The sequence below is a fragment of the Tardiphaga sp. OK246 genome (assembly GCF_900188215.1).
Lineage (GTDB): Bacteria > Pseudomonadota > Alphaproteobacteria > Rhizobiales > Xanthobacteraceae > Tardiphaga > Tardiphaga robiniae.
The window spans coordinates 639,222-655,867 of the sequence record NZ_FZOX01000001.1; the positions used below are offsets into that span (position 1 = coordinate 639,222).

17 protein-coding genes and 1 pseudogene are annotated in these 16,646 nt (G+C 62.5%); 8 read left to right on the top strand and 10 right to left on the bottom strand.

Annotation, left to right across the window (positions count from 1 at the left end):
- The first annotated feature begins 136 nt into the window (after positions 1–136).
- Positions 137–970: a uracil-DNA glycosylase gene (locus CHC01_RS03185; RefSeq protein WP_089262393.1), complete on the top strand. Its 834-nt coding sequence runs from the start codon at positions 137–139 to the stop codon at positions 968–970.
- On the opposite strand, the gene CHC01_RS03190 is transcribed toward CHC01_RS03185, so the two are convergent.
- The 4 genes from CHC01_RS03190 to CHC01_RS03205 form a co-directional block, all read right to left on the bottom strand.
- On the bottom strand, positions 967–2,475 hold the full coding sequence (locus CHC01_RS03190; protein WP_089262395.1) for a glycosyltransferase family 39 protein: 1,509 nt from the start codon (positions 2,473–2,475) through the stop codon (positions 967–969). The genes CHC01_RS03185 and CHC01_RS03190 overlap by 4 nt on opposite strands.
- An 82-nt stretch (positions 2,476–2,557) precedes the next feature.
- Positions 2,558–3,292: a ribonuclease HII gene (rnhB, locus tag CHC01_RS03195; RefSeq protein ID WP_089262397.1), complete on the bottom strand. Its 735-nt coding sequence runs from the start codon at positions 3,290–3,292 to the stop codon at positions 2,558–2,560.
- Between the two features lie 75 nt (positions 3,293–3,367).
- A complete protein-coding gene (locus CHC01_RS03200; protein WP_089263624.1) occupies positions 3,368–3,820 on the bottom strand; it encodes a VOC family protein in 453 nt (150 codons plus the stop codon).
- Between the two features lie 117 nt (positions 3,821–3,937).
- Positions 3,938–5,101 (bottom strand): PA0069 family radical SAM protein, encoded by a 1,164-nt coding sequence (locus CHC01_RS03205; protein ID WP_089263625.1) that lies wholly within the window; start codon positions 5,099–5,101, stop codon positions 3,938–3,940.
- 204 nt (positions 5,102–5,305) lie between these two features.
- Here CHC01_RS03205 and CHC01_RS03210 point away from each other — a divergent pair, with 204 nt between their 5' ends.
- Both CHC01_RS03210 and CHC01_RS03215 read left to right on the top strand, forming a co-directional pair.
- The gene (locus CHC01_RS03210) at positions 5,306–5,875 is read left to right on the top strand and encodes a glycosyltransferase (RefSeq protein ID WP_089262399.1); all 570 of its coding nucleotides are present in this window, start codon (positions 5,306–5,308) and stop codon (positions 5,873–5,875) included.
- 35 nt (positions 5,876–5,910) lie between these two features.
- A pseudogene (locus tag CHC01_RS03215) lies at positions 5,911–6,384 on the top strand (GNAT family N-acetyltransferase); the annotation flags it as partial.
- Here CHC01_RS03215 and moaB read toward each other — a convergent pair.
- Positions 6,381–6,941: a molybdenum cofactor biosynthesis protein B gene (gene moaB / locus CHC01_RS03220; RefSeq protein ID WP_089262403.1), complete on the bottom strand. Its 561-nt coding sequence runs from the start codon at positions 6,939–6,941 to the stop codon at positions 6,381–6,383. The pseudogene CHC01_RS03215 and the gene moaB overlap by 4 nt on opposite strands.
- Before the next feature lie 2 nt (positions 6,942–6,943).
- Complete coding sequence (ypfJ, locus tag CHC01_RS03225) at positions 6,944–7,885, bottom strand: KPN_02809 family neutral zinc metallopeptidase (protein ID WP_089262405.1); 942 nt, start codon at positions 7,883–7,885, stop codon at positions 6,944–6,946.
- 240 nt (positions 7,886–8,125) lie between these two features.
- Here ypfJ and CHC01_RS03230 point away from each other — a divergent pair, with 240 nt between their 5' ends.
- Positions 8,126–9,259 (top strand): site-specific DNA-methyltransferase, encoded by a 1,134-nt coding sequence (locus CHC01_RS03230; protein WP_089262407.1) that lies wholly within the window; start codon positions 8,126–8,128, stop codon positions 9,257–9,259.
- A gap of 150 nt (positions 9,260–9,409) precedes the next feature.
- Positions 9,410–10,096, top strand: coding sequence for a glutathione S-transferase family protein (locus tag CHC01_RS03235; protein WP_089262409.1), 687 nt, complete (start codon positions 9,410–9,412; stop codon positions 10,094–10,096).
- A gap of 53 nt (positions 10,097–10,149) precedes the next feature.
- Here the strand turns inward: CHC01_RS03235 and CHC01_RS03240 are convergent, their stop codons facing one another.
- Positions 10,150–10,578 carry a nuclear transport factor 2 family protein gene (locus tag CHC01_RS03240; protein WP_089262411.1) on the bottom strand — a complete coding sequence of 143 codons (429 nt, stop codon included), beginning with the start codon at positions 10,576–10,578 and terminating at the stop codon, positions 10,150–10,152.
- Positions 10,579–10,669: 91 nt separating this feature from the next.
- Between CHC01_RS03240 and CHC01_RS03245 the strand changes: the two genes are divergently transcribed.
- Both CHC01_RS03245 and CHC01_RS03250 read left to right on the top strand, forming a co-directional pair.
- Entirely contained in the window at positions 10,670–11,593 is a 924-nt protein-coding gene (locus tag CHC01_RS03245) for a LysR family transcriptional regulator (protein WP_089262413.1), read from the top strand.
- A 156-nt stretch (positions 11,594–11,749) separates the two neighbouring features.
- On the top strand, positions 11,750–12,085 hold the full coding sequence (locus CHC01_RS03250; RefSeq protein ID WP_089262415.1) for a hypothetical protein: 336 nt from the start codon (positions 11,750–11,752) through the stop codon (positions 12,083–12,085).
- Positions 12,086–12,163: 78 nt separating this feature from the next.
- Here CHC01_RS03250 and CHC01_RS03255 read toward each other — a convergent pair whose 3' ends face one another.
- On the bottom strand, positions 12,164–13,414 hold the full coding sequence (locus CHC01_RS03255; RefSeq protein ID WP_244558194.1) for a methyl-accepting chemotaxis protein: 1,251 nt from the start codon (positions 13,412–13,414) through the stop codon (positions 12,164–12,166).
- A 37-nt stretch (positions 13,415–13,451) separates the two neighbouring features.
- Positions 13,452–13,988: a PAS domain-containing protein gene (locus CHC01_RS03260; protein ID WP_089263626.1), complete on the bottom strand. Its 537-nt coding sequence runs from the start codon at positions 13,986–13,988 to the stop codon at positions 13,452–13,454.
- A 206-nt stretch (positions 13,989–14,194) separates the two neighbouring features.
- Here CHC01_RS03260 and CHC01_RS03265 point away from each other — a divergent pair, with 206 nt between their 5' ends.
- Positions 14,195–15,484, top strand: coding sequence for a flavin-dependent oxidoreductase (locus CHC01_RS03265; protein WP_089262419.1), 1,290 nt, complete (start codon positions 14,195–14,197; stop codon positions 15,482–15,484).
- Positions 15,485–15,530: 46 nt separating this feature from the next.
- On the opposite strand, the gene mutY is transcribed toward CHC01_RS03265, so the two are convergent.
- The gene (gene mutY / locus CHC01_RS03270; RefSeq protein WP_089263627.1) at positions 15,531–16,643 is read right to left on the bottom strand and encodes an A/G-specific adenine glycosylase; all 1,113 of its coding nucleotides are present in this window, start codon (positions 16,641–16,643) and stop codon (positions 15,531–15,533) included.
- Positions 16,644–16,646: the final 3 nt, after the last annotated feature.

Genomic DNA, 16,646 nt, shown 5'->3' on the forward strand with positions numbered 1-16,646 from the left:
TTTCCAACCCGTTCAGAACGCTTCTAAGGGCTGTTGTTTCCGATTTTTGACGGAAGAACAACCACCTAAATGCACAGGGGGCGTTTCGCTGGGCGGCGATCCGGCCTAGATTGGTGGCATGCCTGTGACCCCTCTCATGACGCCTGACCCCCACCCCAGCGTTGCGCAACTGCTCGCCTTTTATCTGGAGGCCGGGGTCGATTGCGCATTGATGGATGAGCCGGTGAACCGGCTGTCCGACGACCTCCCGCCGCCTGCCCGGGAGATGTCCGACAGCGCGCCGAAGCGACCACCGCTGAATGGCATGCCACCGCCCCCTGCACGCCCACCCGCCCGCGTCGAGGTCGCCCCGGACGTGGCGATTGCCGCCGCCCGCGACGCCGCACGCACCGCACCTTCGCTCGAGGTGTTACGTGGCATGCTGGATACATTCGACGGCTGCGCGCTAAAATCGACCGCGACCCAACTGGTGTTTGCCGACGGCAATCCGCAGGCGCGGATCATGTTCGTGGGCGAGGCACCCGGCCGTGACGAGGACATCGAGGGCCTGCCCTTTGTCGGCCGCTCCGGCAAACTGCTCGACCTGATGATGGGCGCCATCGGCCTGAAGCGCACCGACGTCTATATCGCCAATGTGATTCCATGGCGGCCGCCGGGCAACCGCACGCCGACGCCGCAGGAGACGCAGATCTGCCTGCCGTTCATCCAGCGCCAGATCGAGCTGGTGAATCCTGACATCCTCGTCACGCTCGGCAATCCGTCGACACAGACGCTGCTGCAGACCCGCGACGGCATCATGAAGTCCAGGGGACGCTGGGTCGACTACGACACCGGCACGCGCAAGATCAAAGCGCTGGCGACGTTCCACCCCGCCTATCTGCTGCGCTCGCCGTCTTATAAGCGGATGACCTGGATGGATCTGCGCTCCATCGCGAAGGCGCTGGAAGCGCCGTCGGGCAGGACCAGCTAGGGTGCCTTCGGCCGCACGATCGCCCAGCCGATTCGCAGCAAGGGCTGCCGGCCATTCACCAGACGTTCGAAGGCGCGCGGCACTTCCGGCACGAGGTTGGGAAAGCGCTGCGCGATCTCCGCGGGCGGCGTGCCGATCGTATCTGCCGCGCGCCACACCACGACGCCGCCGGTCTCGGCGAACTTCGCTGGCGTGATCCACGGCGTACGGGAAGGCACTGCATCGTTCAGCAGATGCGGCCGTGACGCGCTCATCCCGATCAATGCTGCGAGTTGCGCATCGCCGGCCACCGCCGGCAATGGCTTATTGGTCCGGCGCTCGAAGCTCTCGCCGAAGAAGCGCCCGATCTCGCGCGCGGGCAGCGCTGTGACATCCTCGGGACCATCGACCCAAGGCAGAATCACGAAACTGGCGAAAGCTGCGAGGGCCGGCGCGATGATGGCGAAGGCCCAGACCTTACGCAGCACGCGCTGGCGCCGCAGCGCGATCAGGTCGCCCGACGCCACGACGACGGCGAGACCCGACATCACCAGCGCGATACCGGCACCGCCGACCACGCGATCGAGGCCGTAGAGGGCAGCGAACAGGCTGCCGAGCAGCCCCGGCACCAGCGCGAAGAAAAATACATAGTCACGTGCCAGCGGATCGACCGGCGGGCGGAAGATGATCGGAGCTTCCTCGGTCTTAGGAACGATGCGGCCCCAATTCATCACCGTGAGCACGATCACGCCCGTGATGGCCGCAAGCAGCCAGGCGATCAGGATACCCCACTGCCGCGCCTTTCCGACGAGATCATCCAGTTGCGGCAGCGCCGGCAGAACGGGCGCGCCGGCCCGGATCACCCACATCGCCCATGGCAATGTCAGCACGGCGATCACCAGCAGCGCATAGAGCGGATCGAACGAAGCAAGGTTACGCCTGCCGCGCGATGTCGCGAGCCCGAAGACGAGTGGCAGCGGCAGCAGCCACATCGCATGGGGCGTGGTCAGCAAAAGCAGGCCGGCCTCGATCGACAGCGCGAACCAGGCATTGCGACGCCCCTGCCCGATCGCCAGCCAGGCATGCAGCAGGAACATCGCCCAGAGCGGACGCGCGAGGATCAGCGGGCCGAATTCGATGCCGGGCGTGCTGAAGGCCGTGACCGTCATCGTCAGTAGCACGGCGATCACCGCTTGCGGGCCGCCGACGATGGCACTGCCGAGCTGATAGACCGCACGGAAGGTGAGGACGGCGCAGATCTGCGCCAGCAGATACACGCCGAAGACATGATTGCCGGCGGCCCGGAAGGCGATATCGGCCAACCAGAACGCCAGCGGAGGACCCATATGGGTGCCGACCTGATATTCCCGGCCATAGGCCAACACGGTGGCGAGATCGCCCGGCGGCCCACGATACAGCAGCAGGGGGACGACGAGCCAGATCGCGGCCTGACACAGCACGACGATCCAGAACACCAGCCGTGGCCGGGCGCGGATCAGTTCGACGATCAGGGAGGTGAAACGCATTGAACGTCTGAACCGGCCAGCAGGGAATGAAGCGTGCTCAGGTGATACGGCGCACAGCCGGGAGAGGCAACCGCCTGAGCGCTCAGGCGGATATCTCGATATCGATGGTGGTGTGGACTTCGATCAGACCCGCCGCACGGACGCCAGTCTGATGACGCGCACGCGCCGCAGCAACCGGCGCGAACAGGCTGCGATGATGAATGCTGGGCCCTAATTCATTCAGCGCGGCCATATGCTGCGGCACGCCATAGCCCTTATGGACCTCGAAACCGTAGCCCGGGCAATCCTCGGCCAGCCGGCACATCAGCCGGTCGCGCGACACCTTGGCGATGATCGAGGCTGCTGCGATGGAGAGCACCAACGCGTCGCCGCCAATGACCGCCTCGCAATCGGCCGTCGTATCGATCTTGTCGCGGCCGTCGACAAACACATGTTTCGGCGCGTCCGGGAGCGACGCGACCGCACGCGCCAGCGCCCAGAGCGACGCCCGCAGAATATTGTCACGGTCGATCCGGGTGGGTGATGCGTAGGCGACGGCAAAGGACGACGTAGCGCAGATTTCCTCGAACAGCGCCTCGCGCTTGCTCTCTGTCAGCTTCTTGGAATCGTCGAGGCCTTTTGGAATGTTGCTCGGGTCCAACACAACCGCGGCGGCAACCACCGGTCCTGCCAGCGGACCACGCCCGGCCTCGTCGCAACCAGCCACCGGCCAGATGCCTCTCTCCAGCAGCGCGAACTCGCGCGTAAAGCATGGCGCGACAACGATCTTGCTCTTGCGCGACTTGGCGGGGGGCTTCTTTTTCGCATCTCGAATCATCCGGCGATCCTGCTGAAGCAGGCCAACACGCGCAACCGGGAACTCGGGATCGTGCCCGCTATTCAGATTGCCGCTTTAATCGTCCAGATGCACCCGCCGGTCGTCACCGACCTCGATCCCCGGTGCCGTTACCACGTCCCAAGCGTGCCCATCCGGGTCCGCAAAGTAGCCGGAATAGCCACCGTAATCGGTCTTTCGCGCTGGCTTCAAAAGCGATCCGCCACAATCGACAGCGAAAGCGAGGACCGCATCGACCTCGCCTTCGGAGCGGCAATTCCACGCCAGCGTGCTGCCGCGAAACGCCTGCGGCCTTGGATGGTCAGGCAATGTCGCGTCCTGCGCCAGTTGATCCCATGGAAACAGCGCGAGGACGCTGGCGCCGGTGTCAAAAAAGGCGATGGCCTCGCCAGAGGCACGGGCCTTTCGCGTAAAGCCCAGCGCTTCGTAGAACGCAATGCTCCTGCGCATATCCGCCACGCCCAGCGTGATTACCGTCATGCGCGCGATCGGCGTCGGTGGTTTCGTCATCGTCATGCGTGTCACTCCTGTACTCACTCTATAGATCGAAAAGAGGGACGTTGGCAGGCTCTGGTTTCCTGCCAACGTCCCCTCTCCACCACTCCGTACGCTGCGAGACCTGCGGAGTTAGAACAGATTCAATTGCTGACCGGCACCGGCCGGCTTCTCGAAATGATCGAGGGTGAGCTTCGAACGACGTTTGTTGAGGCCAAGCTTCGTGCAGGCGATCTCGAAGCGGCGGCCGATCATCCAGGCCATCGGCCCAGTGCCCTTCATGCGCGTGCCCCATTGCGAGTCGTAATCGCGGCCGCCGCGCATTTCGCGGATCAGCGTGAAAACATGCCGATAGCGATCCGGATAATTCGCGATCAGCCACTCGCGAAACAGATCGCGTACTTCCATCGGCAGCCGCAGCAAAACGTAGCTGGCTTCCTTGACGCCGGCATGCGCGGCGGCATCGAGAATCCGTTCGATCTCGCTGTCATTCAGCGCAGGGATCACCGGCGCCACCATCACCGTTGTCGGAATGCCAGCCTCCGATAGTTGCCGCAAAGCTTCCAGCCGCTTCGACGGCGTCGACGCGCGCGGCTCCATGGTGCGCGCGAGCTTTGGATCGAGTGACGTCACCGACAACGCCACTTTGACCAGATTGCGCTTCGCCATCCGCGCTAGGATATCGATGTCGCGCGTCACCAAAGCCGACTTGGTGACGATGCCGACGGGATGACCGGTCTTCTCCAGCACTTCGAGAATGCCGCGCATCACCTGACGCTCGCGCTCGATCGGCTGATACGGATCGGTATTGGTACCGATCGCGATCATCTTCGGCTCATATTCGGCGGCGGCCAGCTCCTTCTCGAGCAGCGCCGGCGCATCGGGCTTCACGAACAGTTTGGCTTCGAAATCGAGCCCGGGCGAGAGACCGAGATAGGCGTGGGTCGGCCGCGCGAAACAATAGACACAGCCATGCTCGCAGCCGCGATAGGGATTGATCGAACGGTCGAAGCCGATATCCGGCGATTCATTGCGCGTGATGACCTTGCGCGCGGTGTCCGTCGCAACAGTCGTCTTGAACGGCGGCAATTCATCGAGGCTCTGCCAGCCGTCATCAAAGGCGACCCGGGCCTCGGCCTCGTAGCGCCCGCTGTCGTTGGACTGGGCACCGCGGCCGCGTCGCCGCTGCTGGTCGATCGCCACCGCGATCTCGGGAAAGGGGGAAAGCGCACCCGCCGGCTTATCGGAGGGCGCCGGGACCGGCGGGTGCTTGAGGGCAGCGATCTGGCGACTCATGAAGCCACGATAGCGCACGCATGGAACAAAGCAAGAACATAAATAGAGTGGCACACGGCCGGGGCACTGTGCATTCTCCCGCCGCCTCAGAGAGGCGGCCGAAAGTCGAACCGCCCCGAAATTGCAGCAGCCGCCGGTGCCGCATAGACTATGACGAAACGATAACGCGGCCACCCCGTTGTTGAGAGGTATTATCCGACACCCATGCTGAGCGTGATCATCCCCACCGAAGGCGTCGAACAGCCCGCTGTTGCCACACTGGCAGCGCTGGTGCCGGGCGCTGCTGCCGGTGTGATCCGCGAAGTGCTGCTGGTCGATCGCGCTGGCACCGATGTCATCGAACGTGTCGCCGATGTCGCGGGCTGCGGCTTCCTGACCTCGCAGGGATCGCGCGCCGCGGCGATGGCCGCCGGCGCCAAGCAGGCGCGCTCGCCCTGGCTAATGTTTCTCCATGCCGGCGCCGTGCTCGATGCCGGCTGGATCGAGGAGACCCAGCAATTCATCCAGCGCGTATCGACCAGCAACCGCCCCCGCGCAGGCATTTTCCGCTATGCGCGCTCGCCCTATGACGAGACCAATTTTCGCGATGGCCTGAAGCACCTCGTCCGGATGATCACGGGCCCCAAGGCCGATCAGGGCCTGCTGATCGCCCGCGAACATTATGATCGTCTCGGCGGCTACGCACCCGATGCCCGGCGCTCCGAGGCGCGGTTGCTGCGCCAGCTCGGCCGCTCCTCACGCACATTGCTGCGCAGCCGGATCATCGTTGCCTGATCATGGCCGCCCAAGCCCCCGATGCTGTTCAGCTTGCAGTGCTACGCGATCTCCAGCCTGGCGATATCGACTGGGTCATCCGCAGTCACGGCGAGCTCTATGCGGCCGAATACGGATTCGATGCATCCTTTAAGGCGCTGGTAGCCGACATCGCTGCAGAATTCGTCGCATCATGCGATGCCACGCGCGAACGCTGCTGGATCGCCGAGATGGATGGCGCGCCCGTCGGCTCGCTGTTTCTCGTGAAGGCATCCGACGACGTCGCCAAATTTCGGCTCTTGCTGATCGATCCCAAGGCGCGCGGACAAAAGCTCGGCCAGCGCATGGTGACGGAATCCATCGCCTTTGCGCGGCAATGCGGCTATCGCAGGATCACGCTCTGGACCCAGAGCAATCTCGGCGCAGCGCGAAAAATCTATCAGGATGCCGGCTTCGCGCTGGTCGCCACCGAGCCGCATCGCAGTTTCGGTCAGGATTTGATCGGTGAGACCTGGGAGCTCGTGCTCTAGACCGACGCGCCCTTCGCTTTCGGACGTCGCAGATGCTCATCGAGCCGCGGCATGATCTCCACGAAATTGCAGGGCTTTGTGCGGTAATCCAGTTGCGCGGCAAGGATGCCGTCCCAGCCATCGCGGCAGGCGCCGGGCGAACCCGGCAGGCAGAAGATAAATGTCGCGCCGGCGGTGCCAGCAGTCGCGCGGCTCTGGATCGTCGAGGTACCGATCTTGGCGTGGCTCAGCATGTGAAACGCAATCGAGAAACCATCCATCCGCTTCTCGAACAGCGGCTCGATGGCTTCCGGCGTGACATCGCGGCCGGTGAACCCCGTGCCGCCGGTCGTGATGATCGCATCGACGGCGGGATCGGCGATCCATGTACGCACAATCGTCCGGATCGCTTCGACATCGTCCGTGACAATATCTCGCTTCGCCAGCGTGTGACCGGCCGATGTCAGCCGATCCGCCAGCGTCGCGCCAGACTTGTCGTCGTCAAGCGAGCGCGTATCGGAGATCGTCAGTACCGCGATGTTGAGCGGCACGAAGGCCTTGGTCGCATCAGGCTCCATCGCTACAGCCGATCCGTCGCAAATGTGTTGCAGGCCTGCACGGTGCCTTGCTGATAGCCGGTCATGAACCAGCGCTTGCGCTGTTCGGCAGAACCGTGCGTGAACGAGTCCGGCACGACGCGGCCCTGTGCCTGACGTTGCAACGTATCGTCGCCGATGGCGGACGCGGTCTGCAGCGCAGCATCGATGTCACCGGCTTCGAGGAAACCGGGGCGCTTCTTCGATTCGCGATTGACCCAGACGCCCGACAGACAATCGGCCTGCAACTCGACGCGGACCTGCAGCAGATTGGCCTCAGCCTTGCTGCCCGCCTGCTGCTGCAGCCGTGTCACGCGCGGAATGATCCCGAGCAGGTTCTGAATGTGATGGCCGGCTTCATGCGCAATGATATAGGCCGCGGTAAATTTACAGGCATTGCCCGAGCAACCGCGGAATTTGGTTTCGACCTGACGGAAGAAGCCTGTGTCGAGATAGATCTTCTTGTCGGGCGGACAGTAGAACGGCCCCATCGCCGACTGCGCATTGCCGCAGCGCCCGCCATTGGTGGCATTACGAAACAGCACGATCTGCGGCCCGGTATATTTCTGCCCGCTCTCCTTGAAGATTTCGTCCCAGCGATCGTCGATCTCGCCGAGCACCCCAGAGATCATGCTGCCCATCTCGTCAGTGGGTGCGCCTGATTTCGTCGGCGTCGAGCGACGGTCGGTCTGATAGGTCGGCGCCTGCTGGCCGCCGGTGAGAATTTCTGCACCGCCGATAAGAATGCGCGGATCGATACCGAACGCCCAGCCAACGAGGCCAAGCACGATCACCGTGCCGATGCCGAGGCCACCGCCACCGCCCGGAATTCCGAAACCACCGCCACCTCCGCCGCCATACCCGCCGCCGCTATCGTCACGACGGTCGTCGATATTGTCGCTGCGACGGAAGTCATCGTAACGCATGAGGTAATTCCTTCATTTCAAGTCGCAGCATTTTAGACCGGTTTGACGCGATCCGAACACCATAACGCAATTGCAGCGCAAAATTTCCATTCCATTAAGCATTAACCTGCCCGGCAAAACTTGCCTAGTTCGAACTCGTTACCAATTAAGTCGATTTTTACTTTGCCCGGTCAATGTCTGCCTGTCGGTTGTTTAGTCCCGCGTCGCCGACAGCGTCGCCTGAGTCAGAGTAATTGAGTCATGGTTGTTTCGCGTCGCGGGGCGTCTGCAAGGGCGCCCCGCTCTCACTTCGAAACCTCTCCGAGCAGCAGCATCGTCATTGGTGATTGCGTCGCAGAGATGTCAAAACTCCCGGCAGGGTCGGTCGATCTGGTGTTCGCAGATCCGCCGTACAATCTGCAGCTGAAGGGCGATCTCAAGCGCCCCGATGAATCCCATGTCGATGCGGTGAATAATGACTGGGACAAGTTCTCGTCATTCGCCGCATATGACGACTTCACGCGCGCGTGGCTCCTGGCCGCACGCCGTATCATGAAGCCGTCGGCGACCCTGTGGGTGATCGGCTCCTATCACAATATTTTCCGCGTCGGCGCGATCATGCAGGACCTCGGCTTCTGGGTCCTCAACGATATCGTGTGGCGCAAGTCCAACCCGATGCCGAATTTCCGCGGCCGTCGTTTCACCAATGCGCATGAGACCATGATATGGGCCGCGCGCGATGAGAACGCCAAGGGCTATACGTTCAATTACGAAGCCCTCAAGGCCGCGAATGAGGACGTGCAGGCACGTTCCGACTGGCTGATCCCGCTTTGCACCGGCGACGAACGCCTGAAGGGCAGTGACGGCAAGAAGGTTCACCCGACCCAGAAGCCGGAAGGCTTGCTCGCCCGCGTGCTGCTGTCCTCGTCGAAGCCCGGCGATCTCGTCATCGATCCGTTCAACGGCACCGGCACCACTGGCGCTGTCGCCAAGCGCCTCGGCCGCAATTACATCGGCTTCGAGCGTGACCGCGACTACGCCGCCGCTGCCGAAGCGCGCATCGCCGCGATCGAGCCGCTGCCCGAGGCAACACTGGCGCCGTTCATGACCGCCCGCAGCGCGCCCCGCGTGGCGTTCTCGGAACTGGTCGAGCGCGGCATGATCTCGCCCGGTACCAAGCTGGTCGATCTCAAGAAGCGTCATGGTGCATTGGTGCGCGCCGACGGCGCCATCATGTTCGGCGACAAGGTCGGCTCGATCCATCGCATGGGCGCGATGGCCCAGGGCTCGGCTTCCTGCAATGGCTGGACGTTCTGGCACGTCGAGACCAAGAAGGGCCTGCGCCTGATCGACGAACTCCGCGCCGAAATCCGCAGCGAGATGGGCGCGGGCTAAAGTCCCCGCTCACACTACCCGCCGGACGGATGCGCCCGGCCTTCGTCAAAACATCGCTTGCACTCTCCCGGAATTCCAAGCACGAGACGATGGTTCGCGCCCGCGGTCCTCGCCTCGCGCTTTGACGTACAAAATCCAGGGAGATTTGAAATGCTGAAGTTTTACTTCAACGGGTCGCCAAACCCGACCAAGGTTGCGTTGTTTCTGGAAGAGGCCGGCCTAGCCTATGAGCCGATCGCCATCGACACCCGCACAGGCGCGCAGTTCAATCAGGACTTCCTGAAGGTCAATCCGAACGGCAAAGTGCCGGCGATCGACGACGACGGCGTCAAGGTGTTCGACAGCAACGCCATCCTGCTCTACCTCGCCGAGAAGACCGGCAAATTCCTACCCGCCAACACCCCGGCCAATCGCGGCGAGATGCTGTCCTGGCTGATGTTCGTCGCCACCGGCGTCGGTCCGTTTTTCGGCCAGGCCGTGCACTTCAAGCATTTCGCGCCAGAGAAGATCGATTACGCGCATAACCGCTATCAGTTCGAGGCGAAACGCCATCTCGGCGTGCTCAACGACCGCCTGGCCGGACGGCAATATATGGTCGGCGACAGCTACACGATCGTCGACATGGATATCTGGGGCTGGGTGCGGATGACCAACTTCATTCTCGGCGACGAGGGCTTTGCCCAATTCCCCAACGTAAAGCGCCTGCATGATGAGATCTCGGCACGCCCGGCCGCCGCGAAGGCTGTCGCCCTGAAGGACACATTCAAGTTCAAGGCCGAGATGGACGACGAAGCCCGCGCCGCCATGTTCAAGCATCTCGCCACCAGCGCAGCCTGATCACGAACCATTCGACGAATGCCGGGCGCAACACTGCGCCCGGCATTTTTGCGTCAGGCAGGCACGCGCGCCATCTCCTCCGGGAAAGGACCCAACACCCGCTCCACAAGCGCAGTGTCGCAATATTCCTTGATCATGGTGATCTTGCCGTTCTCGACACGCCACACCATGCAATAATCGTTGTCGTAACGATCGCCGGTCTTGGTGACATTGTCGCCCTTGGCCTCGACCACCACCAGATTGCCTTCCGCAATGAAATTGGACGCGACCGTGCGCGGCCGGATGTCAAATAGCGACCTGAAATGCCCCATGAGGCCGTTGAGGATCGCATCCTTCCCCTTGAAGGTGCGTCCCCAGGAATACTGACCGACCACGATCCAGCATGCATCATCGGCGAGATGATCGGCGAAGGTCGTGCCGCTGCGGTTGGCTGAATCGCTATAGACCTGCTGAATAAGCTTCTTGTTGTCTGCCGTGCTCATTATTCTGCTCCATCGCTTGAACGATGACGCAGTATGGGTTGGACAATCCCCATTCTTCCAATCGATAGTCCGTATGATATATATTCGGTCCATGAATTTGGCCGCGCTCGATCTCAATCTGCTGGTCGCGCTCGATGCATTGCTGCGCGAGAGCAATGTCGGCCGCGCCGCGATGCGGATCGGCCTGTCGCAACCGGCTGCGAGTCACGCATTGCGCCGGCTGCGCGACGTTCTCGGCGATCCCCTGCTGGTCCGTGTCGGCGCCCGCATGGAGCTGACGCCGCGCGCACAGGCCCTGCGCGGTCCACTTGCCCAGACACTGGAGCAAGTCCGCGGACTGTTCATCCCGGATGTCTTCGACGCCCGCCAAAGCGACCGGCACTTTCGGCTGATGATGCCGGATCTGGCCGTCGAACTGCTGATGCCGCCATTGATGAAGAAGCTCGACAGCGTCGCGCCGGGCGTCCAGATCAACGTCGTGCCATGGCGCGGCCCGGCGATCATGACGGCGGAATTCGCCCGCAGCCTCGACATGGTGATCAGCATCGGCAACGCCTTCAACGGCTTCCATCGTCAGTTGCTCTATGTCGACTCCGATGCCCTCGCCGTCCGCAGGGGCCATCCGGCGGCATCGCGCCTGAAAACGACCGAGGGGTTTCTCAAAGCCCGTCATATCGCCGTGGTGCTCCGAGGCCAAAGCGAAGACCTCATCGACGACTGGCTGCTCAGCAAGAAACTGGAGCGGCAGATTGCCCTCGTCGTCCCGAGCTATATCGAGGCGCTGCATGTTGCGGCGCGCACCGATCTCGTGGCCTTTGTGCCGCGACGCCTGATTGCCGCATTGGCTCAGCCGCTATCGCTCACAATCATTGCCCCACCACTCGATCCCGGCATCGACGAACAATTCATGTTCACGCCGACACGCGCGCAATTCGATTCCGGATCGATCTGGCTCCGCAAGATCATGCTTGAGACCGGCCGCGAACTCGACCCGCCGAAGCGCCGCACGGCCTGACGCAGCGCGCCTCGGTCAATTTTGCCGGCAAAGCTTGCCGGCAGGCAACGCCTGATAGCAACTACAAATACCTAACCGCTTATGATTTCTGAATATTTCTGATGGCCTGATTTTTGCGTAGTGGGTCGCAAATATCTCACAGCAAGAGAAATTCAGATGTCGAACTCCATTATCTCCAGCATGCAGTCCTTCAAGCTTCCGACCAGACTGCAGCCATCCGACAAGGCCGAGAGCGGCCTCGGCAATGCAACAGCGATAGCAAAATCGCCGGAAGAGAAATTCCTCGACTACGCGAAAAAGACGCCAGCAGAAAAAATGCGCGATGCGCTGCTGTCGAGCATCGGCGTAACGGAAGAAGAATTGAACAACATGTCGCCGGAGCAACGCCGGGAGGTCGAGCAGAAGATTGCCGACAAGATCAAGGAAGCCGTGAACAAGAAGACCGAGAATGGCGGCAGCGCCAGTGGTTTCTTTACGGATATCAGCGCCTAGCAGTCGCGCGCTTCACCGCCAAAGAAATTGGCGCCGCAGCGGCGCCAATTCCGGATCAATCGAAATAAGCGGACGCGATCAGCGCGCGGCGGCCTGGCGTACCAGATTTTGCCGGGCCTCGCCGAGATAGCCGCGGATTTCCTTGGTCAGCAATCCCGACTGCGACGACAGATCGCCCGATGCCACCATGGTCGATGTCGCGAGTTGTTCGGTGTCCTTGGCCGTGGCTGCCAGCGACTGGATGTTGGTTGAAATCTCGCGCACCACCGCGAAGGCCTCGTCGATATTGCGCGCGATATCGGCCGTTGCCGCCGACTGCGCTTCGGAGGCGCTCGCGACCTTGCCGGTGATCTCGTTCACTTCCGCGATCACGGTGCCGATCTCGGTGATCGACGAGGAGACCTTGTCGGTCGCCGACTGAACCTGGCCGATTTCCTTTTCGATCTCGGCGGTGAAGTTGGCGGTCTGGGTCGCCAGCGCCTTCACTTCATGCGCCACCACGGCGAAACCGCGACCGGCATCGCCTGCGCGGGCCGCTTCGATCGTTGCGTTCAGCGCCAGCAGATTGGTCTGGCTGGCGATCACGTTGATCGAGGTCACGACTTCACTGATGCGCACGGCGACAGCGCGAAGCACGTCGACATTGCTGGCTGCATCGGCGACACGTTCGACCGCGCGGCCGGCAATCGCCGCCGAGCGATTGACGTCGGCGCCCACTTCGCTGGCGCTGGACGACAGCCGCGCTGTGGCCGAAGCCACTGACTGCATGTTGGCGGACGCCTGTTCGGATGCCGCCGCCACCGATGTGACGCGGGTCAATGTCGAGGATGCGCCCGTCCGCAGATTGCCTGCGGTGCTGCTCATCTCGACCGCGCCGCTGTCGAGTGCGGATACGATGCCGCCCACTGTGGATTCGAGCTGGCTGGTCTGGCGCTCGAAATTCCGGATGCGGTCGGCGATGTTGTCGGTCGCCGCATTCATCGCTTTCGCGCCGTGCAGCAGGCCGCCATGCAATCCGCCCGGCAGGATACGCCGGTAATATTTATTGTCGTTGAGCGCTGCCATCGCCGCGGTGGATTCGCGCACGAAAGCATCGCAGCCGTCGATCATGTCGTTGACGCTGTGCAGCAACTCGCCGGTCACGCCGCGCACCGGGATTCCCAGAATGCGGGCCTCGAAATCTCCCTGCGCGATGCGCTGGCAGGCGATACGCGCCTTCTCGATCAGACGCGCCGTCTTGCCCATCAGGACAAGCGCCACAACAGCCGCTGCGATTGCGACGGCCTGACAGACCATGGCAGCGAGCGGAAGGCTGAAAAACTGAAGCACCAAAGCAAGCGTAGAGCCGGCAATGACGACGAGCGTGCTAAGCTGCGCTCTTGAGAGAAAACATAAGTTCGTCATAGCTGACTTTCTGGGATGCAACGAAATCGGTAAGGGCCTTGTAGCCGGCGGCGAGGGATTCCTTGCCGTTCACGTGTCGCTTCTCGATTGCCAGAACGTCGGCATATACAGGCGCAATCGTCTTCTTGATGAGATCCGGCGGCGGGACACGGCGATTGGAATGATAGCCAGCGATCTTGCCGTCGAGACCATAGGACGGCGTGACATGGGCGAAGACCCAGTAGTGATCGCCATTGCTCGCCATGTTTTTCACAAAAGCGAAAATCTCGCGGCGTTCCTCGACGGTGTCCCAGAGCAGCTTGAAGACACTGCGCGGCATATCGGGATGACGGATCAGGCTGTGCGGCTGGCCGAGCAACTCGGCTTCGGTATAACCGGCCATCTTGCAGAACAGACGGTTCACATAAGTCATGCGACCCTTGAGATCCGTCTTGGATACGATGAGCTCCGATGCCGGAAAGAACGTCTCGCGGCCGCTCGGCTTAATCTGGTTGGACATCATTGACCTGTCGGTGACCGATTCACCCAAAAAGTAGTGCCACCGGTATTAGGGAACGCGGCTGAATTTTGCGTTAAGGTTCCGTCCACCATGAATTCGCTGCCGGCGGACGATCCGGACGCGTTTTTCCGTCGCGATCGTCCCAGTTGCCGCGATCGCCTTTCCCGTGCCATGACCTCGATCAAATCGAGGGGAGGCAACAAAAAATGACCGTTCTCATTGCAGGCGGCGGAATTGGCGGACTGACGCTTGCGCTCAGCCTGCATCAGATCGGCGTGCCATGCCGCGTGTTCGAAAGCGTGCCGGCGCTCAGGCCGCTCGGCGTCGGCATCAATGTGCTGCCGCATGCGGTGCGCGAGCTGATCGAGCTCGGTCTGCACGACCAGCTCGACGCGTCGGGCGTGCGCACCCGCGAACTCGCCTTCTTCTCCAAGCACGGCAAGCCGATCTGGAGCGAACCGCGCGGCATCGAGGCCGGCTACAAATGGCCGCAGTTCTCGATCCATCGTGGCAGGCTACAGCAGATCCTGCTCGACACCGCCATCGAACGCCTTGGCGCCGAGAACATCCTCACCAGCCATCACCTGAGCGGCTGGACGGAAACGCCGGACGGCATCCGCGCCGACTTCATCGACAAGGCCACCGGCAAATCCGCCGGCAGCTATGACGGCACGCTGTTGATCGCCGCCGACGGCATCCATTCAGCAATCCGCCAGAAGCTCTATCCGCAGGAAGGCGCGCCGCTCTGGAACGGCCGCATTCTCTGGCGCGGCATCACCAGGAGCGATGCGTTTTTGACCGGCCGCACCATGATCATGGCCGGCCACGAGATCCTGAAATTCGTCTGCTACCCGATCTCGCAGGAGCCGGACGCTGACGGCAAATACGACATCAACTGGGTCGCCGAACGGCACATGCCGCCGACCTATGAATGGCGCCGCGAGGACTACAACCGCGCGGCGCGGCTCGAGGAATTCCTGCCCTGGTTCAAGGACTGGCGCTTCGATTGGCTCGATGTGCCCGGCCTGATCAGCAATTGCCCGCACGCCTATGAATATCCCCTCGTCGACCGCGACCCGGTCGATCGCTGGACCTTCGGCCGCGTCACGCTGATGGGCGACGCTGCGCATCCGATGTATCCGATCGGCTCCAACGGCGCATCGCAGGCCATTCTCGACGCGCGCGTGCTGACGCGTGAGATTCTTGCGCTTGGCGACGTGCCGGCTGCGCTCGAAGCCTATGAGGCCGAACGACGTCCCGCGACCACCGACCTCGTGATGCTGAACCGTCGCAACGGACCGGAACAGGTGATGCAGATCGTCGAGGAGCGCGCGCCTCAGGGATTCAATGTCGTCACCGACGTGCTCTCGCAGCAGGAACTCGAAGATATCGCCGCCAACTACAAGCGCGTCGCCGGATTCCAGGTTGAAGGCCTCAATGCGAAGCCGCCGATCGTGACGCTGCCGCAATCGTCGCAACTTTCCAGCGCGGGCTGATACAGCTCGCGCTACTGTCGCGGATTCAAGCGTCTGGATTCAAACTTCAATCCAGTCCATGCGCGATGACCTTGCGCATGACATTCGGCAGAGCTTCGTCATCCAATGTTGCGATTGGCACCCAGCGCATCCCCTCCGGGGGGCGGGTGCGGGGCGGCACATGCGCCGTATAGACGGTGAGCTCCAGCGGGAAGTGTGTGAAGATATGGGTGACCGCGCCGACTTTGCGATGCCATGCCGTGAGATTTTTTAAGGTCGGCGCCTGCTTCAGGGCATCCTTGTCATTGTGACCGGCGAGCCACTCCGATGATGGCACTTCGGTCATATTCCCGAGCAAGCCCTTTTCCGGGCGCGTGCGCACCAGCAGCTCGTTGCCGCGCGTGACCACGAACGCCGCGCCGCGGCGCAGCGTGCCTGCCTTCTTCGGCAGTTTGCGCGGAAACGTCTCCTGATCGCCGCGCGTCTTGGCGGCGCAATCGTCATTGATCGGACACAGCGCGCAGGCGGGTTTTTTGGGCGTGCAGATGGTGGAGCCCAGATCCATCAGCGCCTGGGCGCTGTCGCCCGCGCGCGTCGGACCGAGCAGCGTCGCCGCCAGCCCCACGATGACAGGCTTGGATTTCGGCAGCGGTTCTTCCACCGCATAGAGCCGCGACGTCACGCGCTCGATATTGCCGTCCACCGGCATGCATTGGCGACCGAAGGCGATCGCGGCGATGGCCGATGCCGTATAGGGCCCGATGCCGGGCAACGCGCGCAGGCCGTCCTCGGTATCCGGAAAGGCGCCGCCATGATCGCGGAGCACGGTGACGGCGCAGGCGTGGAGATTGCGCGCGCGGGAGTAATAGCCGAGCCCAGCCCACATCCGCAGCACGTCGTCCTGCGAGGCGCTGCCGAGATCGCTCACCGTGGGCCAGCGCGCCAGGAACTTGGCGAAATACGGCCCGACCGCCTGAACCGTGGTCTGCTGCAGCATGATTTCCGACAGCCAGACCCGATAGGGATCGATGCCCTCGCCCGGCAACGGCCGCCACGGCAGCCTGCGGCGATGCTTGTCATACCAGGCGAGCAATTGGGCCGGACGCTTCGCGGCGGCGCTTTCCCCGCTATCCCGTGCGGAAGGTTTCTTTCGTCGGGTGGCGGCGGCTGATAGACTCATGCC